This window comes from Lactiplantibacillus xiangfangensis (genome assembly GCF_001438845.1).
Classification (GTDB): Bacteria; Bacillota; Bacilli; order Lactobacillales; family Lactobacillaceae; genus Lactiplantibacillus; species Lactiplantibacillus xiangfangensis.
In genome coordinates this window covers 142,269-162,062 of sequence record NZ_JQCL01000080.1, presented here as the reverse complement: position 1 = coordinate 162,062, position 19,794 = coordinate 142,269, and the positions used below count along the sequence as shown (strand labels likewise).

General features: G+C 46.2%; 15 protein-coding genes. 6 read left to right on the top strand and 9 right to left on the bottom strand.

Annotated elements, in window-relative coordinates:
• The 7 genes from IV64_RS09935 to IV64_RS09905 all read right to left on the bottom strand — a co-directional run.
• Nucleotides 1-2,373 (bottom strand): BspA family leucine-rich repeat surface protein (locus IV64_RS09935; RefSeq protein ID WP_202813324.1); only part of this gene is annotated, 2,373 nt, incomplete at its 3' end.
• Nucleotides 2,374-2,849: 476 nt separating this feature from the next.
• Nucleotides 2,850-3,584 (bottom strand): DnaD domain-containing protein, encoded by a 735-nt coding sequence (locus IV64_RS09930; RefSeq protein WP_057707089.1) that lies wholly within the window; start codon nucleotides 3,582-3,584, stop codon nucleotides 2,850-2,852.
• A 204-nt stretch (nucleotides 3,585-3,788) separates the two neighbouring features.
• The gene (locus tag IV64_RS09925) at nucleotides 3,789-4,937 is read right to left on the bottom strand and encodes an RNA-guided endonuclease InsQ/TnpB family protein (RefSeq protein WP_083491651.1); all 1,149 of its coding nucleotides are present in this window, start codon (nucleotides 4,935-4,937) and stop codon (nucleotides 3,789-3,791) included.
• A gap of 361 nt (nucleotides 4,938-5,298) precedes the next feature.
• The gene (gene asnS / locus IV64_RS09920; protein ID WP_057707333.1) at nucleotides 5,299-6,594 is read right to left on the bottom strand and encodes an asparagine--tRNA ligase; all 1,296 of its coding nucleotides are present in this window, start codon (nucleotides 6,592-6,594) and stop codon (nucleotides 5,299-5,301) included.
• A 20-nt stretch (nucleotides 6,595-6,614) separates the two neighbouring features.
• Nucleotides 6,615-7,814 (bottom strand): aminotransferase class I/II-fold pyridoxal phosphate-dependent enzyme, encoded by a 1,200-nt coding sequence (locus IV64_RS09915; RefSeq protein WP_057707087.1) that lies wholly within the window; start codon nucleotides 7,812-7,814, stop codon nucleotides 6,615-6,617.
• 21 nt (nucleotides 7,815-7,835) lie between these two features.
• On the bottom strand, nucleotides 7,836-8,336 hold the full coding sequence (locus IV64_RS09910; RefSeq protein WP_157061131.1) for a cell wall elongation regulator TseB-like domain-containing protein: 501 nt from the start codon (nucleotides 8,334-8,336) through the stop codon (nucleotides 7,836-7,838).
• A gap of 72 nt (nucleotides 8,337-8,408) precedes the next feature.
• On the bottom strand, nucleotides 8,409-11,213 hold the full coding sequence (locus IV64_RS09905; protein ID WP_057707085.1) for a helicase C-terminal domain-containing protein: 2,805 nt from the start codon (nucleotides 11,211-11,213) through the stop codon (nucleotides 8,409-8,411).
• Nucleotides 11,214-11,619: 406 nt separating this feature from the next.
• Here IV64_RS09905 and mvk point away from each other — a divergent pair, with 406 nt between their 5' ends.
• From mvk to IV64_RS14410, 5 genes are all read left to right on the top strand, one after another.
• Nucleotides 11,620-12,558, top strand: a complete 939-nt coding sequence (gene mvk, locus IV64_RS09900) for a mevalonate kinase (protein WP_057707084.1) — start codon at nucleotides 11,620-11,622, stop codon at nucleotides 12,556-12,558.
• A gap of 15 nt (nucleotides 12,559-12,573) precedes the next feature.
• Nucleotides 12,574-13,554: a diphosphomevalonate decarboxylase gene (gene mvaD / locus IV64_RS09895; RefSeq protein ID WP_057707083.1), complete on the top strand. Its 981-nt coding sequence runs from the start codon at nucleotides 12,574-12,576 to the stop codon at nucleotides 13,552-13,554.
• A gap of 58 nt (nucleotides 13,555-13,612) precedes the next feature.
• Nucleotides 13,613-14,704: a phosphomevalonate kinase gene (locus tag IV64_RS09890; RefSeq protein ID WP_057707082.1), complete on the top strand. Its 1,092-nt coding sequence runs from the start codon at nucleotides 13,613-13,615 to the stop codon at nucleotides 14,702-14,704.
• Between the two features lie 116 nt (nucleotides 14,705-14,820).
• Nucleotides 14,821-15,861 (top strand): type 2 isopentenyl-diphosphate Delta-isomerase, encoded by a 1,041-nt coding sequence (gene fni / locus IV64_RS09885; RefSeq protein WP_057707081.1) that lies wholly within the window; start codon nucleotides 14,821-14,823, stop codon nucleotides 15,859-15,861.
• Nucleotides 15,862-16,029: 168 nt separating this feature from the next.
• Nucleotides 16,030-16,200, top strand: coding sequence for a hypothetical protein (locus IV64_RS14410; RefSeq protein ID WP_157061129.1), 171 nt, complete (start codon nucleotides 16,030-16,032; stop codon nucleotides 16,198-16,200).
• Nucleotides 16,201-16,453: 253 nt separating this feature from the next.
• Here the strand turns inward: IV64_RS14410 and IV64_RS09880 are convergent, their stop codons facing one another.
• Nucleotides 16,454-17,824 (bottom strand): RsmB/NOP family class I SAM-dependent RNA methyltransferase, encoded by a 1,371-nt coding sequence (locus tag IV64_RS09880; protein WP_057707080.1) that lies wholly within the window; start codon nucleotides 17,822-17,824, stop codon nucleotides 16,454-16,456.
• A 142-nt stretch (nucleotides 17,825-17,966) separates the two neighbouring features.
• On the opposite strand from IV64_RS09880, the gene IV64_RS09875 reads away from it, so the two are divergent.
• Complete coding sequence (locus IV64_RS09875; protein ID WP_057707079.1) at nucleotides 17,967-18,776, top strand: Cof-type HAD-IIB family hydrolase; 810 nt, start codon at nucleotides 17,967-17,969, stop codon at nucleotides 18,774-18,776.
• A gap of 88 nt (nucleotides 18,777-18,864) precedes the next feature.
• Here IV64_RS09875 and IV64_RS09870 read toward each other — a convergent pair whose 3' ends face one another.
• Complete coding sequence (locus IV64_RS09870; RefSeq protein ID WP_057707078.1) at nucleotides 18,865-19,140, bottom strand: hypothetical protein; 276 nt, start codon at nucleotides 19,138-19,140, stop codon at nucleotides 18,865-18,867.
• Nucleotides 19,141-19,794: the final 654 nt, after the last annotated feature.

Here is a 19,794-nt window from a genome sequence, read left to right as displayed (position 1 = left end):
ATCTGTTAACTGGTCTAATTTCCACTTTGATGTATCTAAATCAGTTAAATTAGTCACGTTACCAAACATATTTCCCGCATTTTGCAAATTGTTAAGGATCCAACCACTCGTGTCTAATGTGGCAAGCTTTGCATCCCCATAGAACATGTCACTAGCATCTGTTAACTGGTCTAATTTCCACTTTGATGTATCTAAATCAGTTAAATTAGTCATGTTTCTAAACATCGCGTAGGCATTTTGCAAATTGCTAAGGCCCCAACCACTCGTGTCTAATGTGGCAAGCTTTGTATCCTCATTGAACATGTCATTAGCATCCGTTAATTGGTCTAATTTCCATTTTGAGGTATCTAAATCAGTTAAATTAGTCATGTTACCAAACATATTAGCCGCATTTTGTAGATGACTCGTATCCCAGTTGCCAACGTCTACAGCTGTCAAGCTACTAGTTTTGCTAAACATACTATCTGCTATGCTTAAGCTATCCGTTTTCCAATTGGTAAGTGCCAAATCAGTTAGCACACTATCATCGTGGAAAAGATAGCCCATATCGGTTACTTTACTAGTCTCCCAGTTTGCCAAATTAACACTGGTTAAACTTGTATCCTGGTTGAAAGCCCCCCGAATCGTCGTTAAGCTATCCGTCTGCCAATCACTTAAATCTACCGTGGTCAACTTAGGATCATTGTAAAGAATCTGAAAGGCCGTCGTTACTTGGCCAACTTGCCAGTTTGCAGCCTTGACCGTCGTTAACTCTGGCAATGCTTGCCAGAGACTCTTCAAACTCGTCACGCTACTTAAATTCCAATTATTAACATTCAGGGTCGTGAGGGCAACGTCACCATTAAACAGGTTATCAACCGTTGTTGCAGCACTCGCACTAAAATTATCCGCGTCCAATTCAGTTAAGCTCTTAAGTCCAGCAAAAAGCTTGTTCAAACTTGTGATTTTGGAATTCAACTGCCAACCAGTAACGTTTAACGTAGCTAAAGCCGTATCACCCACAAATATATTGGTTAGCGATGTCACTTGGCTGACATTCCAATTCTTAAGATTCAGGCTGGTCAGACCACTATCCGCAAAAAACATGGAATCCATATTAGTGGCCGCACTTGTATCCCAGCTAGACAGGTCCAAATTAGTCAGTTTTTGACACGTGTTAAAAGTTCGGCTCATGTTAGTCACTTTACTAGTGTTCCAACCACTCACATTTAAACTTGTTAAGTTAGAATCACCTAAAAACATGTTTCCTAAATTGGTCACATGACTAGTCTTAAAACTCGACAGATCCAGGCTCGCTAAATTAGTCATGCCGAAAAACATATCAGCAAAACTAGTCGACTGGCTCGTATCAAGATTAGTCAATCCATTAATCGTCGTTACCTGGTTTAAATTTTTGAATAAATTAGCTGTACTGGTTCCGGCAGTCACCGGACTATCAATCGAAATTGCGGTGATTTTGGCTGCATTCGGTGTCCACGCGTCATTTAACTTTGACGCTGTATTCGCAGTCAGTACCCCAGTATTAAGGTGCAGTACACCACTACTATCAATATTCCAGTCGGTACCAGCATCAATGTCAGCCGCGACCACGGCCGCCCGTAACAAGGCTGCTCGTTTATTAGTCACCCGTTGGTCAGAACTAGTCATGGCCATCGTCGTCATCATTTTACCAGCCATAACTGGGCTGTTTTGACTGACCATCTCATTAACTAATTCGGTATTAGTTGTCCCGTCAACAGTTGAATCAATCGCCGCGACTGCGGTCGTCACCGTCTGATTACCAGTCGCTGGCTGTGACGTCTGTGCCTGTTGGGCATTAGCTTGTGCCGCATCTGAACCTGAACTGACTGGCGTAGCTGTAGCCGTATTAACGGCCGCCGCACTACTTTTTTGCGTGTCGGCAGATAAAACCGCCACCGTGCGACCCGCCTGACTAGTCTTATCCGCACTAGCTGAAGCACTAGTGGCAGTCGTACTGCTGGACTGACCCTTTTCGCTGGAACTACCCACTACTGCACTTGTTGCTGTCTCACTACTCTGAGCTGAAGTTGAACTAACCGTTGCCGCACTCGTGCTGCTGGTTGAAGTACCGCTCGTCGCGGACGAATTCGTTGAAACACTTGAACTATCCGCACTATTCTTAGCGCTACTCAACGCCACAGTTTTAGCACTTAATTGACTCGCATTACTCGTCACTGAAGAAGCATCATTACTAGTACTGTCCGTTTTGGTCTCATCAGCATGAACAAGCATTTGATTGCCCTGCCAGGTCGTCATCATTAACACCCCAGCGAACACCCACAAACGCCCTCTGTTAGCGACCTTGTTATTGAAATTATTACGACTCAATTCTTCTCGCTGGCTCTTATGCATTTAAAACGCCCCTTGTCCCATCAATCTGTCAAACTTAGTCCGGATTTAGTCTGACAGCCGACTTGCTCGTATATTTAAATTAGTTTAATATTCATCGTCATAAATAGTGTACCCGTTAAACTTGTGACGTTCAAGCTTACAAACGTTGGTACACCGCCATTTATAGCACATTTTCGATAAACAAAAACTGGAACTTGTGTGGTCTCACAGATTCCAGTTTTAAATTGATTATTAATATTTATTATGAATAATCTAACTGCTAAGCTAATTTAAGGCCCAATTTGGCATTTTTATTATTCATAAACATTTCTTGATATTATAAATAGTTATATTCAGCTGATAAGGGCTATCAGCGACAAAGGGCAAAATAAGTTAATCACGTTAACCTATTCTACTAGTCACAAATGATTCGAAAACTTTTTCGTCTGACAGTAAACCCCCCAAGGTTAGGATTCCAACCTTGGGGGTTACTTGATTTACTGTTTAGAATTTTCTTCGCCAATCTTAAATAACGGAATCTTAGGTTTGGCATTCTGACCAACTTGGCGCTTCGGTTTGGGCTCTGAGTTCAACCGTTGCTCAATGCTGCGTTGGCGTTCTGCTTCCACTTGTACGGGTGTCTTAAGCCCCCGTTTTTGCCAATTTAGTAAGATTCGATCCATGTAGGTTAAATTATAGACTTGCCGCAAAACGGCTTCCCGTAACGCCAATCCAATCACGTCCGGATCATAATGGTCCTCATCGAACCACTTGCTAATGCTCTCCATTTCAATCGGCGATAACGCACGGCCAAACTCCTGCTGAATATCCGTAAAGACTTTTTGCCGGGGATTGGCCTTTGTTGCCGTCTCGTTCTGTGTCGCTTGGGCCCGTTCCGGTTGCTTGAGCGCAACGACCAATTTATCGTACAGCCCATCAAAATTATAACGATCATGAATCTTTTGATCGTCTCCCGTGACTGATTCGATCGTTAATAACTTTTTTGCTAGCATTTCGTGGAGTCGCTGAAAAACGGTATTCGACGATTCACCAAGGCTCTTAGCAACGACCGCGGCATCGGGAAACTGGTTGCCCCGATCCATCAGTCGCTTGAACTGCAAATACACTAAGAACTCATCGTTAGTCACGCCAATTTCACGGTAATGCGCTAATAAGGCGTTGGATAACGTGGTCTCGCCATCATAAATCAATGCGTGTGCTAAAGGTTCCATAGCAACAGCAACCTGCTATGCAAAACATGGAGAAATGTAGAAAATCATGGCTGATTTCTACACTTAGAAAGGTTGCATATTTCCTTTCTTGATTTTTGCTTGCTGCCGTTATGACGCTAGTATTCCGATATTCCACTAGGGAGTAATCGCATGGACCAACTATGGCAGCTTAAGGGCTTAGCCAGCCCCATTTAGTTTTCATTTTTAGATTAAAGCTAGTAAATTAGCAACAGCATTTTTATCACGGTCAAGTATTGCGCCACAACTATAACAAATATATTCACTATGCTTAGTCTGATGTATTGCATTACCTTTTAATGTGATTTTGTCATTCCCAGATTTGGTATGGCCACACTTTGAACACCGCTGCGTTGAAGGGTATTGGCTATCTGCAAGTATCATTTTTTTACCGTACCAGTCACATTTATAAGTTAATATCTGGCGGAAATAGCCAAACATTGACCGTTGTAAGCCTTTAGAAGCAACGTGGCTCATCTGCATCGCCTTAACGGACAAGTCTTCGATTACAATTTTGTCGTAATCATTGACTAGCTGTGTCGTAAACTTTTGCATGATGTCGTGTTGAATATTGGCAACTCTGCGATAGTCACGCTGCAATTTGGCTCTCATTGCAACGTAACGACTGCCCTTAGTCGCCTTATTACCATTCACGACTCGCTTATGAGCTAACCGCTTTTGGTAGAATTTGATCCGCTGATACAGCTTACGTAATCGCTTAGGTAAGGTATTGATAACACCTGCCGTGTAATTCAAATGACCAACATTCACATCAACGGCTGAATTATGACCAGTTCGTAGTTTAGGTTCAAGCTCAACTTCAAAAGGAAGACTGGCCCAGTATTTCCCATTTTCAAGGTAAATACTGACCACCTTCAGTGTGCCTGACAAATCAGCATGCTTGCTAATCCTGATGTCATACCAATCTTTAACGCCGTGCGGTTTATCCAAGCGAAGCTTACCAGTGACAATTTTAGCTCGGTCCGTTTTAAACCCTTGGCGAGCGGCTTTTTTTGATTTGAACGTCGGTTTACCCCAGTCAGGTTGTGACTTATCAAAGAAGTTCTGCCAAGCTTGACCTAAGTCAGCAACCGCCAATTGTAAGGCACGTGCTGATAACGCATATTGCCAATCAGCTTTATTCGCAACTAATTCATTCCGAACTATGTAAGCACTGGGATGGGGACTGCTGGGATCAATCGTATATAAGTCATACATGTCATTCCAAGTAGCCAGTCCTTCATTCCAGCAATACCTACGATAATCACAAAGGCTATCGAGCACCTTTTTCATATAACGATTGGGATAAAGCCTTACTTTTTGCGTTCGAATCATCAGCATCATCACCACCCAAATCAGTTTTGTCTTTTCACTTCTCATTATAATTTAGACCACTATTGATGTCAGTGATTTGATCATCGAGAATGATTTCTTTGGTATAAATAAGACTGACTCAGTTGGGCAAGCCACAACGCGAATTTTCACTTTTTACAGTGAATGAACTGTGATGGCTTATCACTAGCTTTAATCATTGCCAAGCTCGCCACCTCCATATTTACTCTCTGTGGGAAGCTTGACATTTTTCTACATAGTTCTACACTTTCCTATGTTTTAGTTAATGATTGCAATCTCCTTTGAACAGTAAGAGCGTGAGACCAGCGCCTCACGCTCTTACTCAATTGTTTCATTTTTAAGTTTACGGGTAAATGCGGTTTAACAAACGTGGGAATGGAATGGTCTCTCTAACGTGATCTTCCGCTGTAATCCAAGTTAAGAAGCGTTCTAGCCCTAACCCGAAACCAGAGTGCGGTACACTACCGTACTTCCGTAAGTCTAAGTACCAAGCGTAGTCCTTAGGATCTAAGCCGGCCTTCTTGACTTGGTCGAGTAGGTATTCATAGTCCGTCGCCCGTTCAGACCCACCAATGATTTCACCATAGCCTTCTGGTGCCAATAAGTCGGCACAGATGACCACGTCGTCACGAGTTGGGTGTGGCTTCATGTAGAATGGCTTGATTGCCTTTGGATAGTTTAAGACGAAGACGGGTTGGTCAAAGTGGTCAGCCAAGAACGTTTCTTCTGGCGATCCAAAGTCCACACCCCAGTCAACGTCAAAGTCGTTAGCTTTTAATAAGTCGATGGCTTCATCGTAACTGATCCGTGGGTAAGGTAACTTCGTATACTTTTTGAGCGTTTCAACGTCACGCCCTAAAATATCTAAAGCGTATTGACAGTTGTCAATTACTGATTGAACTAAGTGAGCGATGTAACGTTCTTGAACTTCCAAGCTTTGTTCTTGGTGCATGAACGCCATTTCGGGTTCGATCATCCAAAATTCAATCAAATGACGACGCGTCTTTGACTTTTCAGCACGGAACGTTGGGCCAAAGGTAAAGACTTTACCGTATGCCAAGGCACCGGCTTCAGCGTATAACTGCCCACTTTGTGACAAGTAAGCATCCCGGTCAAAGTATTCCGTATGGAACAGTTCAGTCGTTCCTTCTGGCGCACTCCCCGTCAAGATTGGTGAATCCATCTTGATGAATCCTTCTTGGTTGAAAAATTCATAAGTGGCACGAATCACTTCATTACGAATGTTCATCGTTGCCCATGGTTGTTTTGAACGTAACCATAAGTGACGGTGATCAAGTAAGAAATCAACCCCGTGTTCCTTAGGCGTGATTGGGTATTCTTCACTTTCACCAACAACTTCTAAGTCTTCCACTTCGATTTCGTAACCGAACTTGGAACGACTATCTTCATGAATCACACCCGTGATCCACATGCTGGTTTCTTGCTTAACTTCTTTAGCCAGTTCAAAAACTTCTGGTGTGACTTGGCTCTTCACAACTACCCCTTGGAAAAAGGCAGTCCCATCACGTAATTGTAGGAAGGCAATTTTACCGCTGGAGCGTTTATTGGTTAGCCAAACCCCAATTTTGACTTTTTCATCTACGTGGCTTTTTGCATCCATAATGCTGATCTGTTGCACCATTTACTTACATCCTCCAATTACTTTGCTTGTTCAGCAATTTTTTGTTCCATAAATTTTTGTAAACGTCGATAAGCTTCGCGTAACAACTCCATATCAGTCGCATAACTCAACCGAACGTGACCAGGTAACCCAAAGGCTTCACCTGGCACTAATCCAACGTGAGCATCTTCTAACACGGCCTGTACAAAAGCTGGTGTGTCTGAATAACCAGTCAAACGTAACGCTTCAGTCACGTCTGGGAACATGTAAAAGGCCCCCGCTGGTTTGCCGCCCGTCATCTTAAAACCTGGTAATCCTGAGATTAACGGATAGAGTTCATTCAATCGCGCTTCAAAACCCTGGCGCATCGTTTCAACTGACGACTGGTCACCACTAAAGGCCTCAATCGCCGCATACTGTGAAACGGCGGCCGGATTGCTGGCTGCGTGGCCAAGGACGACTCCCATTTTCGCCATAATGGCTTTAGGGCCCGCCGCATAACCAATTCGCCAACCGGTCATTGAATACGCTTTAGAGACCCCGTTGATCAAGACGATGTGGTCCATATTGGCATCGCCTAACTCCAAAACGGACGTAAAATGATTTCCGTTATAGAGCAATTTCTCGTAAATTTCATCGGCAATAACTAGGATATCATTTTTAACCGCCCAATTGACAATGGCCGTTAATTCTTCCTGACTGAAAACGAGTCCCGACGGATTTTGCGGCGAATTCAAGACTAAGGCCTTAGTCTTAGGGGTCCGTTGTGCTTCTAAGTCCGCAACGGTGAACCGTAACTGCCGGTCCGTCCCAACTTCAACTGGAACACCACTCGCCAATTTAACTTGTTCGGAGTAGCTGACCCAGTATGGCACTGGTAATAAGACTTCGTCGTCTGGATTCAAAATAACTTGAAACAACGTAAACAACGCCATCTTAGCCCCGTCAGTGACGACAATTTGGCTGGGATCGAAATGATAGCCGTGGTCGGCCTCAATTCGAGCACTGATTGCACGCTTTAATTCTGGCAATCCGGTCGCAGGCGTATAGAAACTAGCTTTTCCGTTTTGAATGCTATCAATAGCGGCTTGCTTAATATTGTCCGGTGTCTGATAATCTGGTTCACCAATCCCCAGATTAATAACATCGATTCCATCAGCAATCATTTGTTTGGCCATCGCACTAGTCTTTAACGTTGCCGACGGTTGAATTTGCATGACTTTTCGTGATAATTCCATAAACATCCGCACCCCTTAGCATTAGATATTGAGTATTGATTTTAACTGATTACCATTTGAATATTGTAAAACTTCATAACACAAGTTGTTCTTTTTATTGAGATACGTGACTTCCCAGACCACTTCACCATCGTACTTACCTAGCGTGGCCTTAATGACCTTGCTGGGATTACGCTTAGCCCAAACTTTACGCAGTGCCTTCGTGCGGGAAATGCCCGCCGTCTGCTTAACCACGGTCGTTTGGTGCTTGGAATTGGTATTAATAATGGCGTAGACTGGCACGTTTTTCTTCGTTGTCCCGGTTACGGCGTAATAACTCTGTTCTCCGTTATACTGCGAGAACCCGGTCGTCGTTTTTAACTTGCCTTTGCTGACAGCTAAACTGTACGCCGTTTTTTGTGCCTGGTGCATCGGCCGCTGAGCAACCCATAACGTCCCGTAGATGGCGACAATTATCGCTAATACGACTAACAAAACGATCATAATCACCCGTTCCGGGCGTCTTCTACGTTGAACTCGCATATCTTTATCCTGATCCTTTCAAAAAACAGATAAATTAATTATAGCAAATTTAACTGTCAGCGGAATGCTTTCTTACTCAGTTTTGAAAAAACTTTGAAGTTTACCCGTAATTTCATCTAACGAGCCATTACTTGGCGGTAACGTTTTAGGTAACGCCTTTAAAATCGTTTGCCCATACCGTTTCGTAACCAACCGATCATCTAAGATGACCGCAGCCCCCCGGTCCTGACTCGTCCGAATCAATCGGCCTAGTCCCTGACGTAATTTCAGTGCCGCCTTAGGAACCGCTTCATTATAAAACGGGTTCAGTTTAGCTTGCCGTAATTGTTGGTAACGTGCCTTCGTCGTCGTTTGGTCGGGCGACTCAAACGGCAGTTGGGTGATAATCAACAATTCCAACTGATCTTGCGGTAAGTCAATGCCTTCCCAGAAACTAGCGGCACCCAGTAAGATGGCGTTGTCGCCTTGAATAAACCGGCGTAAGAGCTTTTCGCGACTCCCGTTGACCCCTTGCGCTAGAATTTCCCGATTAGCGCTTAGATTGCCTTGATGTAAGCCGTAGAAGACCCCTTCGATCATATTCAACGAATTGAACAAGATTAAGGTCTGTTTAGGCGTTGCGGTCACGATCTGTTCGATGGCACGTGATAAGTAAGCGACCCGTTGCTTCCCACTCGGCTGTTCGGCTGGGGTTGCATCCGTCGCAATCATTAACCGGGCCTGTTTTTCCAGGTCAAACGGCGTCGAAAGCTGATGGTGCTCCGCCGTGGCTGCGTCAATGTCCAACTGATTGTACACGTACTGGGACTTACCCGTTGAAAATAGGGTTGCCCCGGTCAATAACGGTGCACTGAAGTACGGGTACAAACGTTCTTTGAAGTAGCCCTGAGTGTCGATCAAGCTTCCAGATAAGTTCAGGCTCCCACGGTCATGCCACTGATTTAACGTAATCCAGAAGACCCGTTGTTCCCGGGTCGCCGGCATTAGCCAAGTTTGTAGCAAGTCGTAGCCATGGCGTAAAACTTGCAACCGGTTATAAAAATCATCTAAGACGTGCTGTTCAGTAGGTAAAATCTGGGCTTGATCGTGGTGATACTGCTCGTTAAGCTGTTGAAACTGCAAGAAACAGTTTTCAATCGCCGTTTGTAATTGTTTGATTAACGGGTTGTGTTCCGCGAAGAACTCGGTAATTTGGCTCGTATTGACGCCAATCTCGACTGGTTGACTACCGCCCTTCTGATGCGGGACAAACTCACGTGCCAACGCCGCTTGGACTTGCTGTAAATGCAAATCAGTATCACCCAGTGAGTTATCTAACAGTTTCAACCGGTAATCCGCCTGAGGTTGTTCCGCGAATAATGCCCGCAAACTCAACCCGTGGTCCTGATCGATTCGACTCGTCAAACTGTGACAGGCCGACATGTAAAAGTTAAAATCAAATTTTTGCCGTGATTCTCGTAAGACCCCGTCAGCCAAATGCTGAGCTTCGTCTAAAACGAGTAACGGTCGCTGCTGGCGACTACCTAATTGCGCAACGTGTTGCATCAAATAAGCGTGGTTGGTAATAATGAACGTCGCTTGGGCGGTCAACTGATCCCGAAAACGTAAAAAGTCTTCCTTAAAGAACGGATCGTCAGCTTTCAGTGAGCCGATCCCATGGTGCGCAATTTCCGAGAAGTACGGCGCTTGATACGTCGTTAAGTGTAATTCGTCTAAATCCCCGGTCGTCGTCATTGTTAACCAGACCAACACCCGCAATTTCAAAAGTTGCGTTTGCTTTGAATGCTCATGCAGGGCTAGTCCCCGTGCAAAGCGGTTCAAATCAACGTAGTGTTGATTTCCTTTAATGACGACAGCCGTCACTGGCTCTGGAAGCAACGCATTCAACAACTGAACACCTTGATCAAGCAACTGCGTCTGTAAGACCGTTGTTGCGGTGCTGACAATTACTTGCTGATCATCATGGGCTAAATAAGCGAGTGGTAATAAGTACCCTAACGTTTTCCCCGTTCCGGTAGGTGCTTCAATCAGTAATGGATTTTCTTTAGTTTGATCCTTCGTATAGTGCCGGTAGATTTGATTCATCATCCGCGCCTGTTGCGGCCGGTAAGTCAAATTATGCCCAAATAGATGTACCTTTTGGGCTTTAGTCAATGGATAACGTGGTGCTTTACGGCCAACGGCTTGTTGCGGTAACGACTGCTTTCTCAAGGCGATCCCGTTGCGAATCATCAAATCTTTTGGCAACCGCGACGGGTGTTGCTTGCCCTGTTGAAACGCGTACGAAAAAAGCTCAGCCGTCTCACGTGGCAACTCTGGCGTCAACTGCACCATCTGTTGCAAGGTGATCAACGGCAACTGTGCCAACCGCTTTTGCAAAAAGATGAACAAGTGGGCCGTAGCGATTGCGTCACTATCCGCGGAATGCGGATGTTCATGATTAATATTTAGTAGTTGGCTCAAATCACGTAGCCGAAAGCTCGACGCCGTTGGCAACAGAATCTGACTCAGTGAGACCGTATCAACGGCCTGAATTGGCAATTCTGGATAACCCACCCGTGCTAATTCGGCGTTAATAAACGGTAAGTCAAAATTAACGTTATGCGCCACAAACACCGTTCCTTGTAACAGGCTGTACACGGTACCCGCTAAGTCATCAAACGGTGGTGCTTTTCGAACCCGTGCGTTACTAATTCCCGTCAGGTTTTCAATCACTGGCGGTACCGTGGTCAGTGGATTGACGTCGGTCGCAAATGTATTAATTATTTTATTATTTTTGACGAACGCACAGCCGATTTGGATAATACGGTCGCCATCCTTAACGCTAGTACCAGTCGTTTCAATATCAACGACGGCATAGGTTGTGTTTGGTTTCATGGTCATTTCCCCAAATTTTAGTCTATATCAATGTGCTGGCACTGAATTCATGCCAACATTCTCAAATTAAATTATAGCATACCAGTAAAGTTATTCCGTTCCGTTTGGTCACTAGAAACACCGGCCCTAAATCCGACTTTACAAACGAGTTAGCCGGTCTGAATTTAATCTTTTTCTCATTTTATCATACACATGTGAACTTTGACTGGTGACCTAGCCATAAATTTTCAAGCAAGTGAACGGAAAGACGCTCATTGCAATGATTGTTAACCGAACATAGTTGAGGCCTAAAATTTCTAATGATTCATACGGACTGGGACTTGTCACCGGGCAACCGTGGTAAAAAGCGTGATAATAAGGTATCATAATCCTATTATTAATTCATTTTAGAAAGGCAGCGACACGATTGAAAAATCTAGCTACCGGTACTAGTCATGCCAAAATTATTTTGATTGGTGAGCACGGGGTCGTCTACGGTCAACCCGCCATTGCCCTCCCAATCTCGACGATTCAAATGCAAGCCGTCATTCACCGACGTGAAACGGCACAACTGGTTAAAAGCCGGTACTTTAATGGAGACTTCAACAGTATGACCGCTAACTTAGGCGGTATCCAAGCGTTGATTAAAGCCCTATTGGCCCGCTTTGACGCACCTGAACAGGGCTTCGATATTCACATTACAAGCGACATCCCGTCTGAACGTGGGATGGGGTCCTCAGCGGCGGCAGCAGTGGCCGTCACCCGGGCGTTCTATGACTTTTTCGAACAACCATTGTCTCATCAGACCTTATTGAAAACAGCAAACGTAGCTGAAAGTTACACACATGGCCAACCAAGCGGCTTAGACGTTGCCACGGCCAGTGCCACTTCACCGGTATGGTTTGTTAAGGGCCGTGAAAATTATCCGATTCCCGTCAAGCTGCCAGGCTACTTAGTCATTGCCGATACGGGGATTAAAAGTCAGACCAAGGTTGCCGTGGCAACGGTCAGAAACCTGCTAATTGTCGAAGGCGAGACCATTCAACAACGTATCGACGACCTCGGGCACCTCACCCGGATGACTCGGGACGCCCTTTCCGACGGTAACCTACCAAAATTGGCCCGGGCGTTAAACGGCGCGCAAGACGATTTGCGCTCACTAGGCGTCAGTCATCCCGCTTTAGAACAGCTCTTAGCCGTTGCCCGGCAAAACGGTGCGGTTGCCGCTAAGCTGACCGGGAGTGGTCAGGGTGGTTGTATGATTGCCGTCGCACCTGAAGAAAGTATCGCAAATGATTTATCACAAAAGCTGTCCGCAGCGGGCGCCACGGCAACGTGGGTCGAACCCCTGCTTGCGAATGATTAACTTTGGAGGAACACTATGGCTAAAACAGTAACGGCGAAAGCCCATACGAATATCGCACTCGTCAAATACTGGGGAAAAAAAGACGCGCAATTAATGTTGCCACAAAATGGCAGCATTTCTTTGACATTGGATCACTTTTATACCGAAACGAGTGTCACGTTTGACACTCAATTAAATCACGATCAAGTCTACTTCAACGATCAACTCCTCCAACCAGCACAGTCCCAACGAATCAGTCGCTTTTTAGACCTCGTTCGTCAGCGAAGCGGCCTGCATGCCCCGGCAGCGGTCAAAACAACGAATCACGTGCCTACTTCGGCAGGGCTCGCTTCTTCAGCTTCTGGCTTTGCGGCCCTTGCAGCTGCTAGTAGTCGCGCTGCGGGCATGGACCTAGACGCGACTGCACTGAGTCGGTTAGCACGCCGGGGTTCCGGTTCCGCCACCCGCTCCATTTTTGGTGGTTTTGTCGAATGGCATGCTGGGCACGACGACCAATCTTCCTTTGCTGAGGTGATTCAAGACCCCGTGGATTGGGATATTCAAATGATTGCCGTCGTCCTCAAAGCAACCAAAAAACCGATTAGTTCAACGGATGGTATGGCGCGCGTCGTTGCGACCTCCCCGTACTACCCTGCTTGGGTCGAAACTGCCGAAACTGATTTAACCCGAATGCGCGCAGCAATTGCCGCTAAGGACTTAGCAGCGGTCGGAACCATTGCTGAAACCAACGCAATGCGGATGCACGCCCTTAATTTAAGCGCGGCCCCCGCCTTTAACTACTTCACGGCTGATACGCTGACTGCGATTCAGGCAGTGACAGACTTGCGTGCACACGGGATAAACTGTTATTATACTTTGGATGCTGGCCCAAACGTGAAGATCATCTGTGCGGGTCACGATACGACTGTGATTAAGACAGCGTTACAACAATACTTTGCCCCGGAACAACTGATTGTTGCCAAACCGGGACCTGGGATTACAATGACAGAAGCATAAGTTAATTTAGAAATGGCTACGTGAAACGTCTGCGCAGGCCATGAAAGGACATGATGGCATGATTACGGTGAAAGCACCTGGAAAACTTTACATTGCGGGAGAATACGCCGTGGTTGAAAGTGGGTTTCCAGCGATTATCGTGGCGTTAGATCAATTTGTGACCGCTACAATTTCATCCAGTGATACGGTTGGGAGCATTGTCTCCAAGCAGTATCAGGAAAATTCAATCGTCTGGCGCCGTAAGGGAGATGCAATGGTTTTTGACAACCGGGATAACCCGTTTCATTACATTCTCTCTGCGATTAGTCTGACGGAAGCTTACGCCCACGAACTAGGACGCGACCTAGGCGTCTACCACTTAGGCATCAATAGCGAACTGGACAGTGCGGACGGCAAAAAGTACGGGCTGGGTTCATCCGCAGCGGTCACCGTGGCAACGGTCAAAGCACTTTGCCGCTTCTACCACCTACCCATGGACAAGCCTAAGCTATTTAAATTAGCCGCAATTGCCCACCTATCCGTACAAGGTAACGGTTCTTTGGGTGACATCGCCGCCAGTGTTTACGGTGGCTGGATCGCCTACCATTCCTTTGATCGGGACTGGCTCCACGTTCAACGAAAGCAAACAAGTTTAAGTGAGTTGCTGGACATGGACTGGCCGGATTTAAAAATCGACCTGCTTACCCCACCAGCTGATTTACGCTTGATGATTGGGTGGACCGGCTCCCCCGCATCGACCTCCCATTTAGTCGATAAAGTGGCTTTAGTTAAAGCTAAGCAACGGGGCGAGTACCAGACCTTCTTACAAGATAGCAAAGCCTGTCTAAAACGGATGATTGCTGGCTTTCACGCTGGGGATTTACAGGCGATTCAAACCGAAATTCGTTGTAACCGCCACTTATTACAAACTTTAGGGGCTTTCAGTCACGTGACCATCGAGACCCCCATCTTAAAGAAAATGATTCACCTTGCTGAAGCTGCGGGTGCCGCTGCTAAAACTTCCGGTGCCGGTGGTGGTGATTGTGGGATCGTCTTAATCGACCAGGCAATCAACCCAGCAAACTTATTAAAACAGTGGGCGCACGATGGTATTGAACAGTTGAATTTAACCGTTCACACGGTCAGTGACGACTCAATATCCAACGCGTAACCGATGACACTTACAAATTTTGATTTTAATCACGATTGCGATTAACTAAGTTTTAAAAATCCGAAACGAGTCCGGGAAATCCGTCCCGGGCCCTTTTTAAATTGGAGGTGGCCTTTGTGCCGCAAAGTCAACAATCACACCGTAAAGACGAGCACGTTTCGCTGGCAGAAAAATATTACCACGGCGCACAACCCAACTCATTCGACCAAGTGAAGATTCGCCACGACGCCCTCCCGGAAACCCGGGTCGCCGACGTCACCCTAGCAACAACCGTTGGTCAGTGGCACTGGGAAAGTCCGCTTTATATCGAAGCCATGACTGGCGGTTCACAACAGACTGGCAAACTCAATACCCGCTTAAGCCAAATTGCAGCGGCGTGCCACCTACCAATTGCTACGGGGTCACAAAGCGTTGCAATTAAAGATCCCGACCTAGCGCCTACATTTGCGACCGTTCGGAAAAACAATCCCGCTGGCCTCGTCTTTGGTAATTTAGGGGCGGGACATTCACTGGCTGCGGCGCAAGCGGCCGTTGCCATGTTACAGGCCGATGCTTTGGAACTCCATTTAAACGTTGTTCAAGAAATCGTCATGCCTGAAGGCGACCGCGACTTTCACTGGTTAGCAAACATTGAAAACATTGTTCGTCACTTGAACGTTCCCGTTATCGCTAAGGAAGTTGGGTTTGGTATTTCACGCCCCACGATGACTAAACTCTACCAAGCCGGCGTCCGTTACCTCGATTTAGGTGGTCACGGTGGCACCAACTTCGTGGACATCGAAAACCGGCGACGGGACGCACGCGACATGGCCTACCTCCATAACTTTGGTCTGACAACGGTTGAATCACTCTTGGCCGTTCAAGATCATCCTAAAGACCTCACCATTCTGGCGACCGGGGGCGTTCGACAGCCACTCGACGTCTTAAAAGCGTTAATGCTAGGCGCCGATGCGGTGGGCGTTGCCGGAACCATCCTACACGCCCTGTTGCATCACACCAACGAAGAAGTCGAAACCATGATTATGGCCTGGCAGGACCAGTTACGCCTGCTGATGGCGCTAGTCGGTGCGACCACCGTCACGCAGTTACACACGATGACTGACAAATTAACGTATTCAGCTGATCTTGTTGCGTACAAGCAGTCGTTAAATTCATAATCAGCTATAGAAAATCGCCACTGAAAGGAATCCTTTTCAGTGGCGATTTTAAGCTTATTGTTATAACCAACTGTCTTTTAATAAGGCAATTTTGTTTACAATTGACTATATTATCATTTTGATTGATACCCCGTTATGATTAAGAAAATCAACGAGGGGGAAATGGCTATGTTAGTCTGTCAAAATTGTGGCCAGCCACTAAAACGGCCGGACCGCGCCTATTTCTTATTGCAAGTCCCACACCGAACACTGGGTGAAATTCGCAGTTTCCTACAAGTCAACGCGGTGGCGTACTGCCCTGACTGCGTGCAAATTGTTCAGACGAAGACTTTCAGTTAGAATTTTTAACGGTCCAGATAAAAAAGCAAGAGTGGGACAAAAGGTGGTTAATTTGCGAGCATTAACGTGAAAGCAGTGATTATTCCTGGGTTTTGGAATAATCACTGCTTTCGGGTTAAGCGGAACAAATTGCCTTTTGGCGCACGTTTCGACCATAGCAATAGGAAAAGCCAACCAGAAATTTTCCTGATTGACTTTTTGAGTTTTGTTCCAAACCCACTTTTTTTATCATTATTAAATCACTTTTAACAATCTATAAACTAGTATTATCCGGCGTTGCGAGAAAACGTAGGCCTTTTGGAAAGAAGTTCTTAACGGTCGAACCGACGACTTTTCCGAAACCGACCGGTAAATCATCACAGGTCAAAACGCGGAATCCGTTCTTCTTCACCGCCGTTGCCAATTGGAAAGTCTCACCGTGAACGTACTTTTGCCACTGGTCATGATCAATCGCAATTTTAGGCAAGTCAATCGCATCACTGGCTAGCGCTAAGGCGTAGCTAGGTTCAAAGCGCTTCTTTTTAAAGCTACCCAGTAAGATACCGGACCGAAAGACCTTGGCCTTGCGCGTTAACGGCATCGCGGCTGGGATACCGTAGAGCTGGTCGCCGTGTGCTTGTAAAACCAATGGTGGAAAGTGCTTCACGCCCGCCTTATCCAAGAAGTCTTGCCAGAGTTGGCGATTAGCCGGCGTCAATTCATCACGCACCGTCCGTTTTGGCTTTGCGGCCGTTTCACCATGGTAAATAAGCTTAGCGATAAAGTGTCCTTCACCACGCATGCGGTGTGGAAATAACCGCACCGCTTTTGCTAATTCAGGATTCCCATCGGCCCATTCTGGCTTAGCATCTACCATTCCCGCCGTCTTTGTTAATGGTTCTAACTCAAACTCGGGATAAGTCTTTAACAGCCAAGCCATCATCTGTTCATCTTCTTCAGGAGCAAACGTACAAGTCGAATAGATTAGGTGACCACCGGGCTTAAGCATTTTGACGGCTTCCGTTAAGATTTCACGTTGCCGGGTAGCACACTCCGCCGGATAATCAGGCGTCCAATACTGAACGGCATCCGGGTCTTTGCGGAACATCCCTTCACCGGAACACGGTGCGTCCACTAAGATTCGGTCAAAGAATCCAGAAAATTCTTTTGCCAACGCGTCCGGTGCCGCATTCGTAATGACCGTATTCAACGCCCCGTAACGCTCAACGTTGTCACCTAAAGCCGTTACCCGCTTCGGATTGATCTCATTAGTCACTAACAGCCCCGTCTGCTTCAAGTAGCTGAGTAGATGGGTCGTTTTCCCACCGGGCGCCGCACAAAGATCTAACACCCGTTCGTTTAGTTCGGGTCGCGCAAACTCGCCCACGGTCATGGCACTGGGTTCCTGGCTGTACACGGCACCCGCCAAATGTTCCATGGCATTGCCATTGACCCGACCGTAGTAACCGATTGGGCTATACGGAATCCGTTCAGTCATTTTAGCCGTCATGGCAGGCGTCACCGCTTTGTTAGGGTTGACCCGAAACCCCTTCTCAACGGTACCGTCGAAAGCGGCTAAAAATGCTGGGGCTTCGTCACCCAAAAGTTTTTTATATTTACTAATAAATTCTGCTGGTAATTCCACAAAAAGCCCTCCTAGTCACAAAAGTATCCTCAATTAGATTACCACATTTCACCCGCACCGCAAGGATTCAAAGATTCGCAATCATAAGAAATCTATGCTAAATTTAACTAATTAACTGTGGTGAATGAGAGGTTTGATTGATATGGAAAGAAAACTAATTGCGCTAGATTTAGACGGAACTACTTTGAATGCAGATTCTAAGCTCAACGCAGCAACCATCCAAACGATGCAGCGTTTGCAAGCTGCGGGTCACGTTGTTAGCATTATTACTGGTCGATCGTATCAGGGCTCACAAGCCATTTACGATAGCTTACAGCTCGTTAGTCCCATGATTAACTTTAACGGCTCATTAGGGCACCTACCACACCAGTCTTGGGATTCTGAATACCAGTTCACCGTTAACAAGGCGATCGTGTTGGCACTGGTCCAATATCGTGAACAGTTAGGCATTAGCGAAATCATTGCTGAAAACAAGAATAGTACCATGACGGCTGGTCAAGACCTCATTGCGGGCAAGTTTTTCCCAGAAATTGCCAACAGTCCCCGATTAACGCCAGAAACGTTGACCCGGAACCCGAATTCATTGGTCTTAATCGTTCAGATGGATCGCCGGACTGCCGTGATCGACTGGATCAACAAACACTTTGGTGACTTCGTCGACGTTGGCGTTTGGGGCGGCCCCAACGCTATCTTAGAAGTAACGTCTAAGGGCGTTCATAAAGCCAAGGGCGTCGCTTACTTAGCTGATTACTTCAAGATTCCACGTCGCGACATTATCGCGTTTGGGGATGAACATAACGATTTAGAAATGCTCCAATACGCTGGTCTGGGTATTGCCATGGCCAACGGCACCCCTGCAATCAAAGCGGCGGCCGACGATACGACGGCTTATGATAATGATCAAAATGGAGTTGCCCGTTACCTAAACGATTATTTTGAATTGGCAGAATAACTGCCATCATAAAATTAATTAAAATATTAAAAAGAGAGTGCGACAAAAGGCAATTTGTCGCACTCTCTTTTGCGTTCCTACCTAGATTTTATGCCAAGTGGTGTCGCCGCTGAATACGGGCCATGAGGACTAGGCCTAGTATAACCATGACCGTAATCATGGCCAGTGTCCCCAAGTGCAAGGTTCGATCACGCCAGAGCCACCGGACATCCTCCATACGATCATGAAAATGGGTCGTGGCGGCCAACGCCCCTAGTCGATCCTCAAACCACACTAATAAGCTTACCGTTAACGCGATGATCCACTGCCACATGTACTGATGTTGCCACCAAACCGCAATTAAAATTCGTTTTCTGGTCTTCATCGCCATCACTTCCTCAACTCAGATATGCCGATCTGATAACTTCAATTTAAGATATTTGGCTTAAAAACCCTAACCACAAGTTTTATTGCGTTATTTTCCTTATTAACTAAAGGTTGAAAAGTCTAAAACTGCTATTAACACCATAACAGTATCAATAGTCATGCCTAAATTATCCGCTCCGTCGGGTAGCCCTAGTGTGCTATGGGGGACGGTCCCAGCCAAAGTACGGTCTGCTCCCTCAATTCCAAGCCGACAACCCACGTCTTTGAATCGCCCCGCAAGATTGGCAGATAAGAAAAGCCTGCCAATCTTGCCGACACAGCACACCAAGGCTACCCGACTGCGCTCAAAACAGACTCACTATTGCGATTTAGATAATCGGAGGTTGTCACTGATGGCATCGGTCGCGAAGGTGGTGTTGGTGCGGCGCTTTTTTTGCCGGACTTACACCACGGACGGTCCGGGACAATTGCGACTTTTGCAATCGTTCCGGGACCGCATATCATCAGTGGCAACCGGACTAACTCATTTGCATCAGTCTAAATACCGATACAGCAGTAATCAATTCCTAAATTTAACTTTCAACCTTTAGTTATTAACCGTTTAGTGCCAGGATGATGATCCACTGAAAAATCAAAAAAACGGTCCTGACAA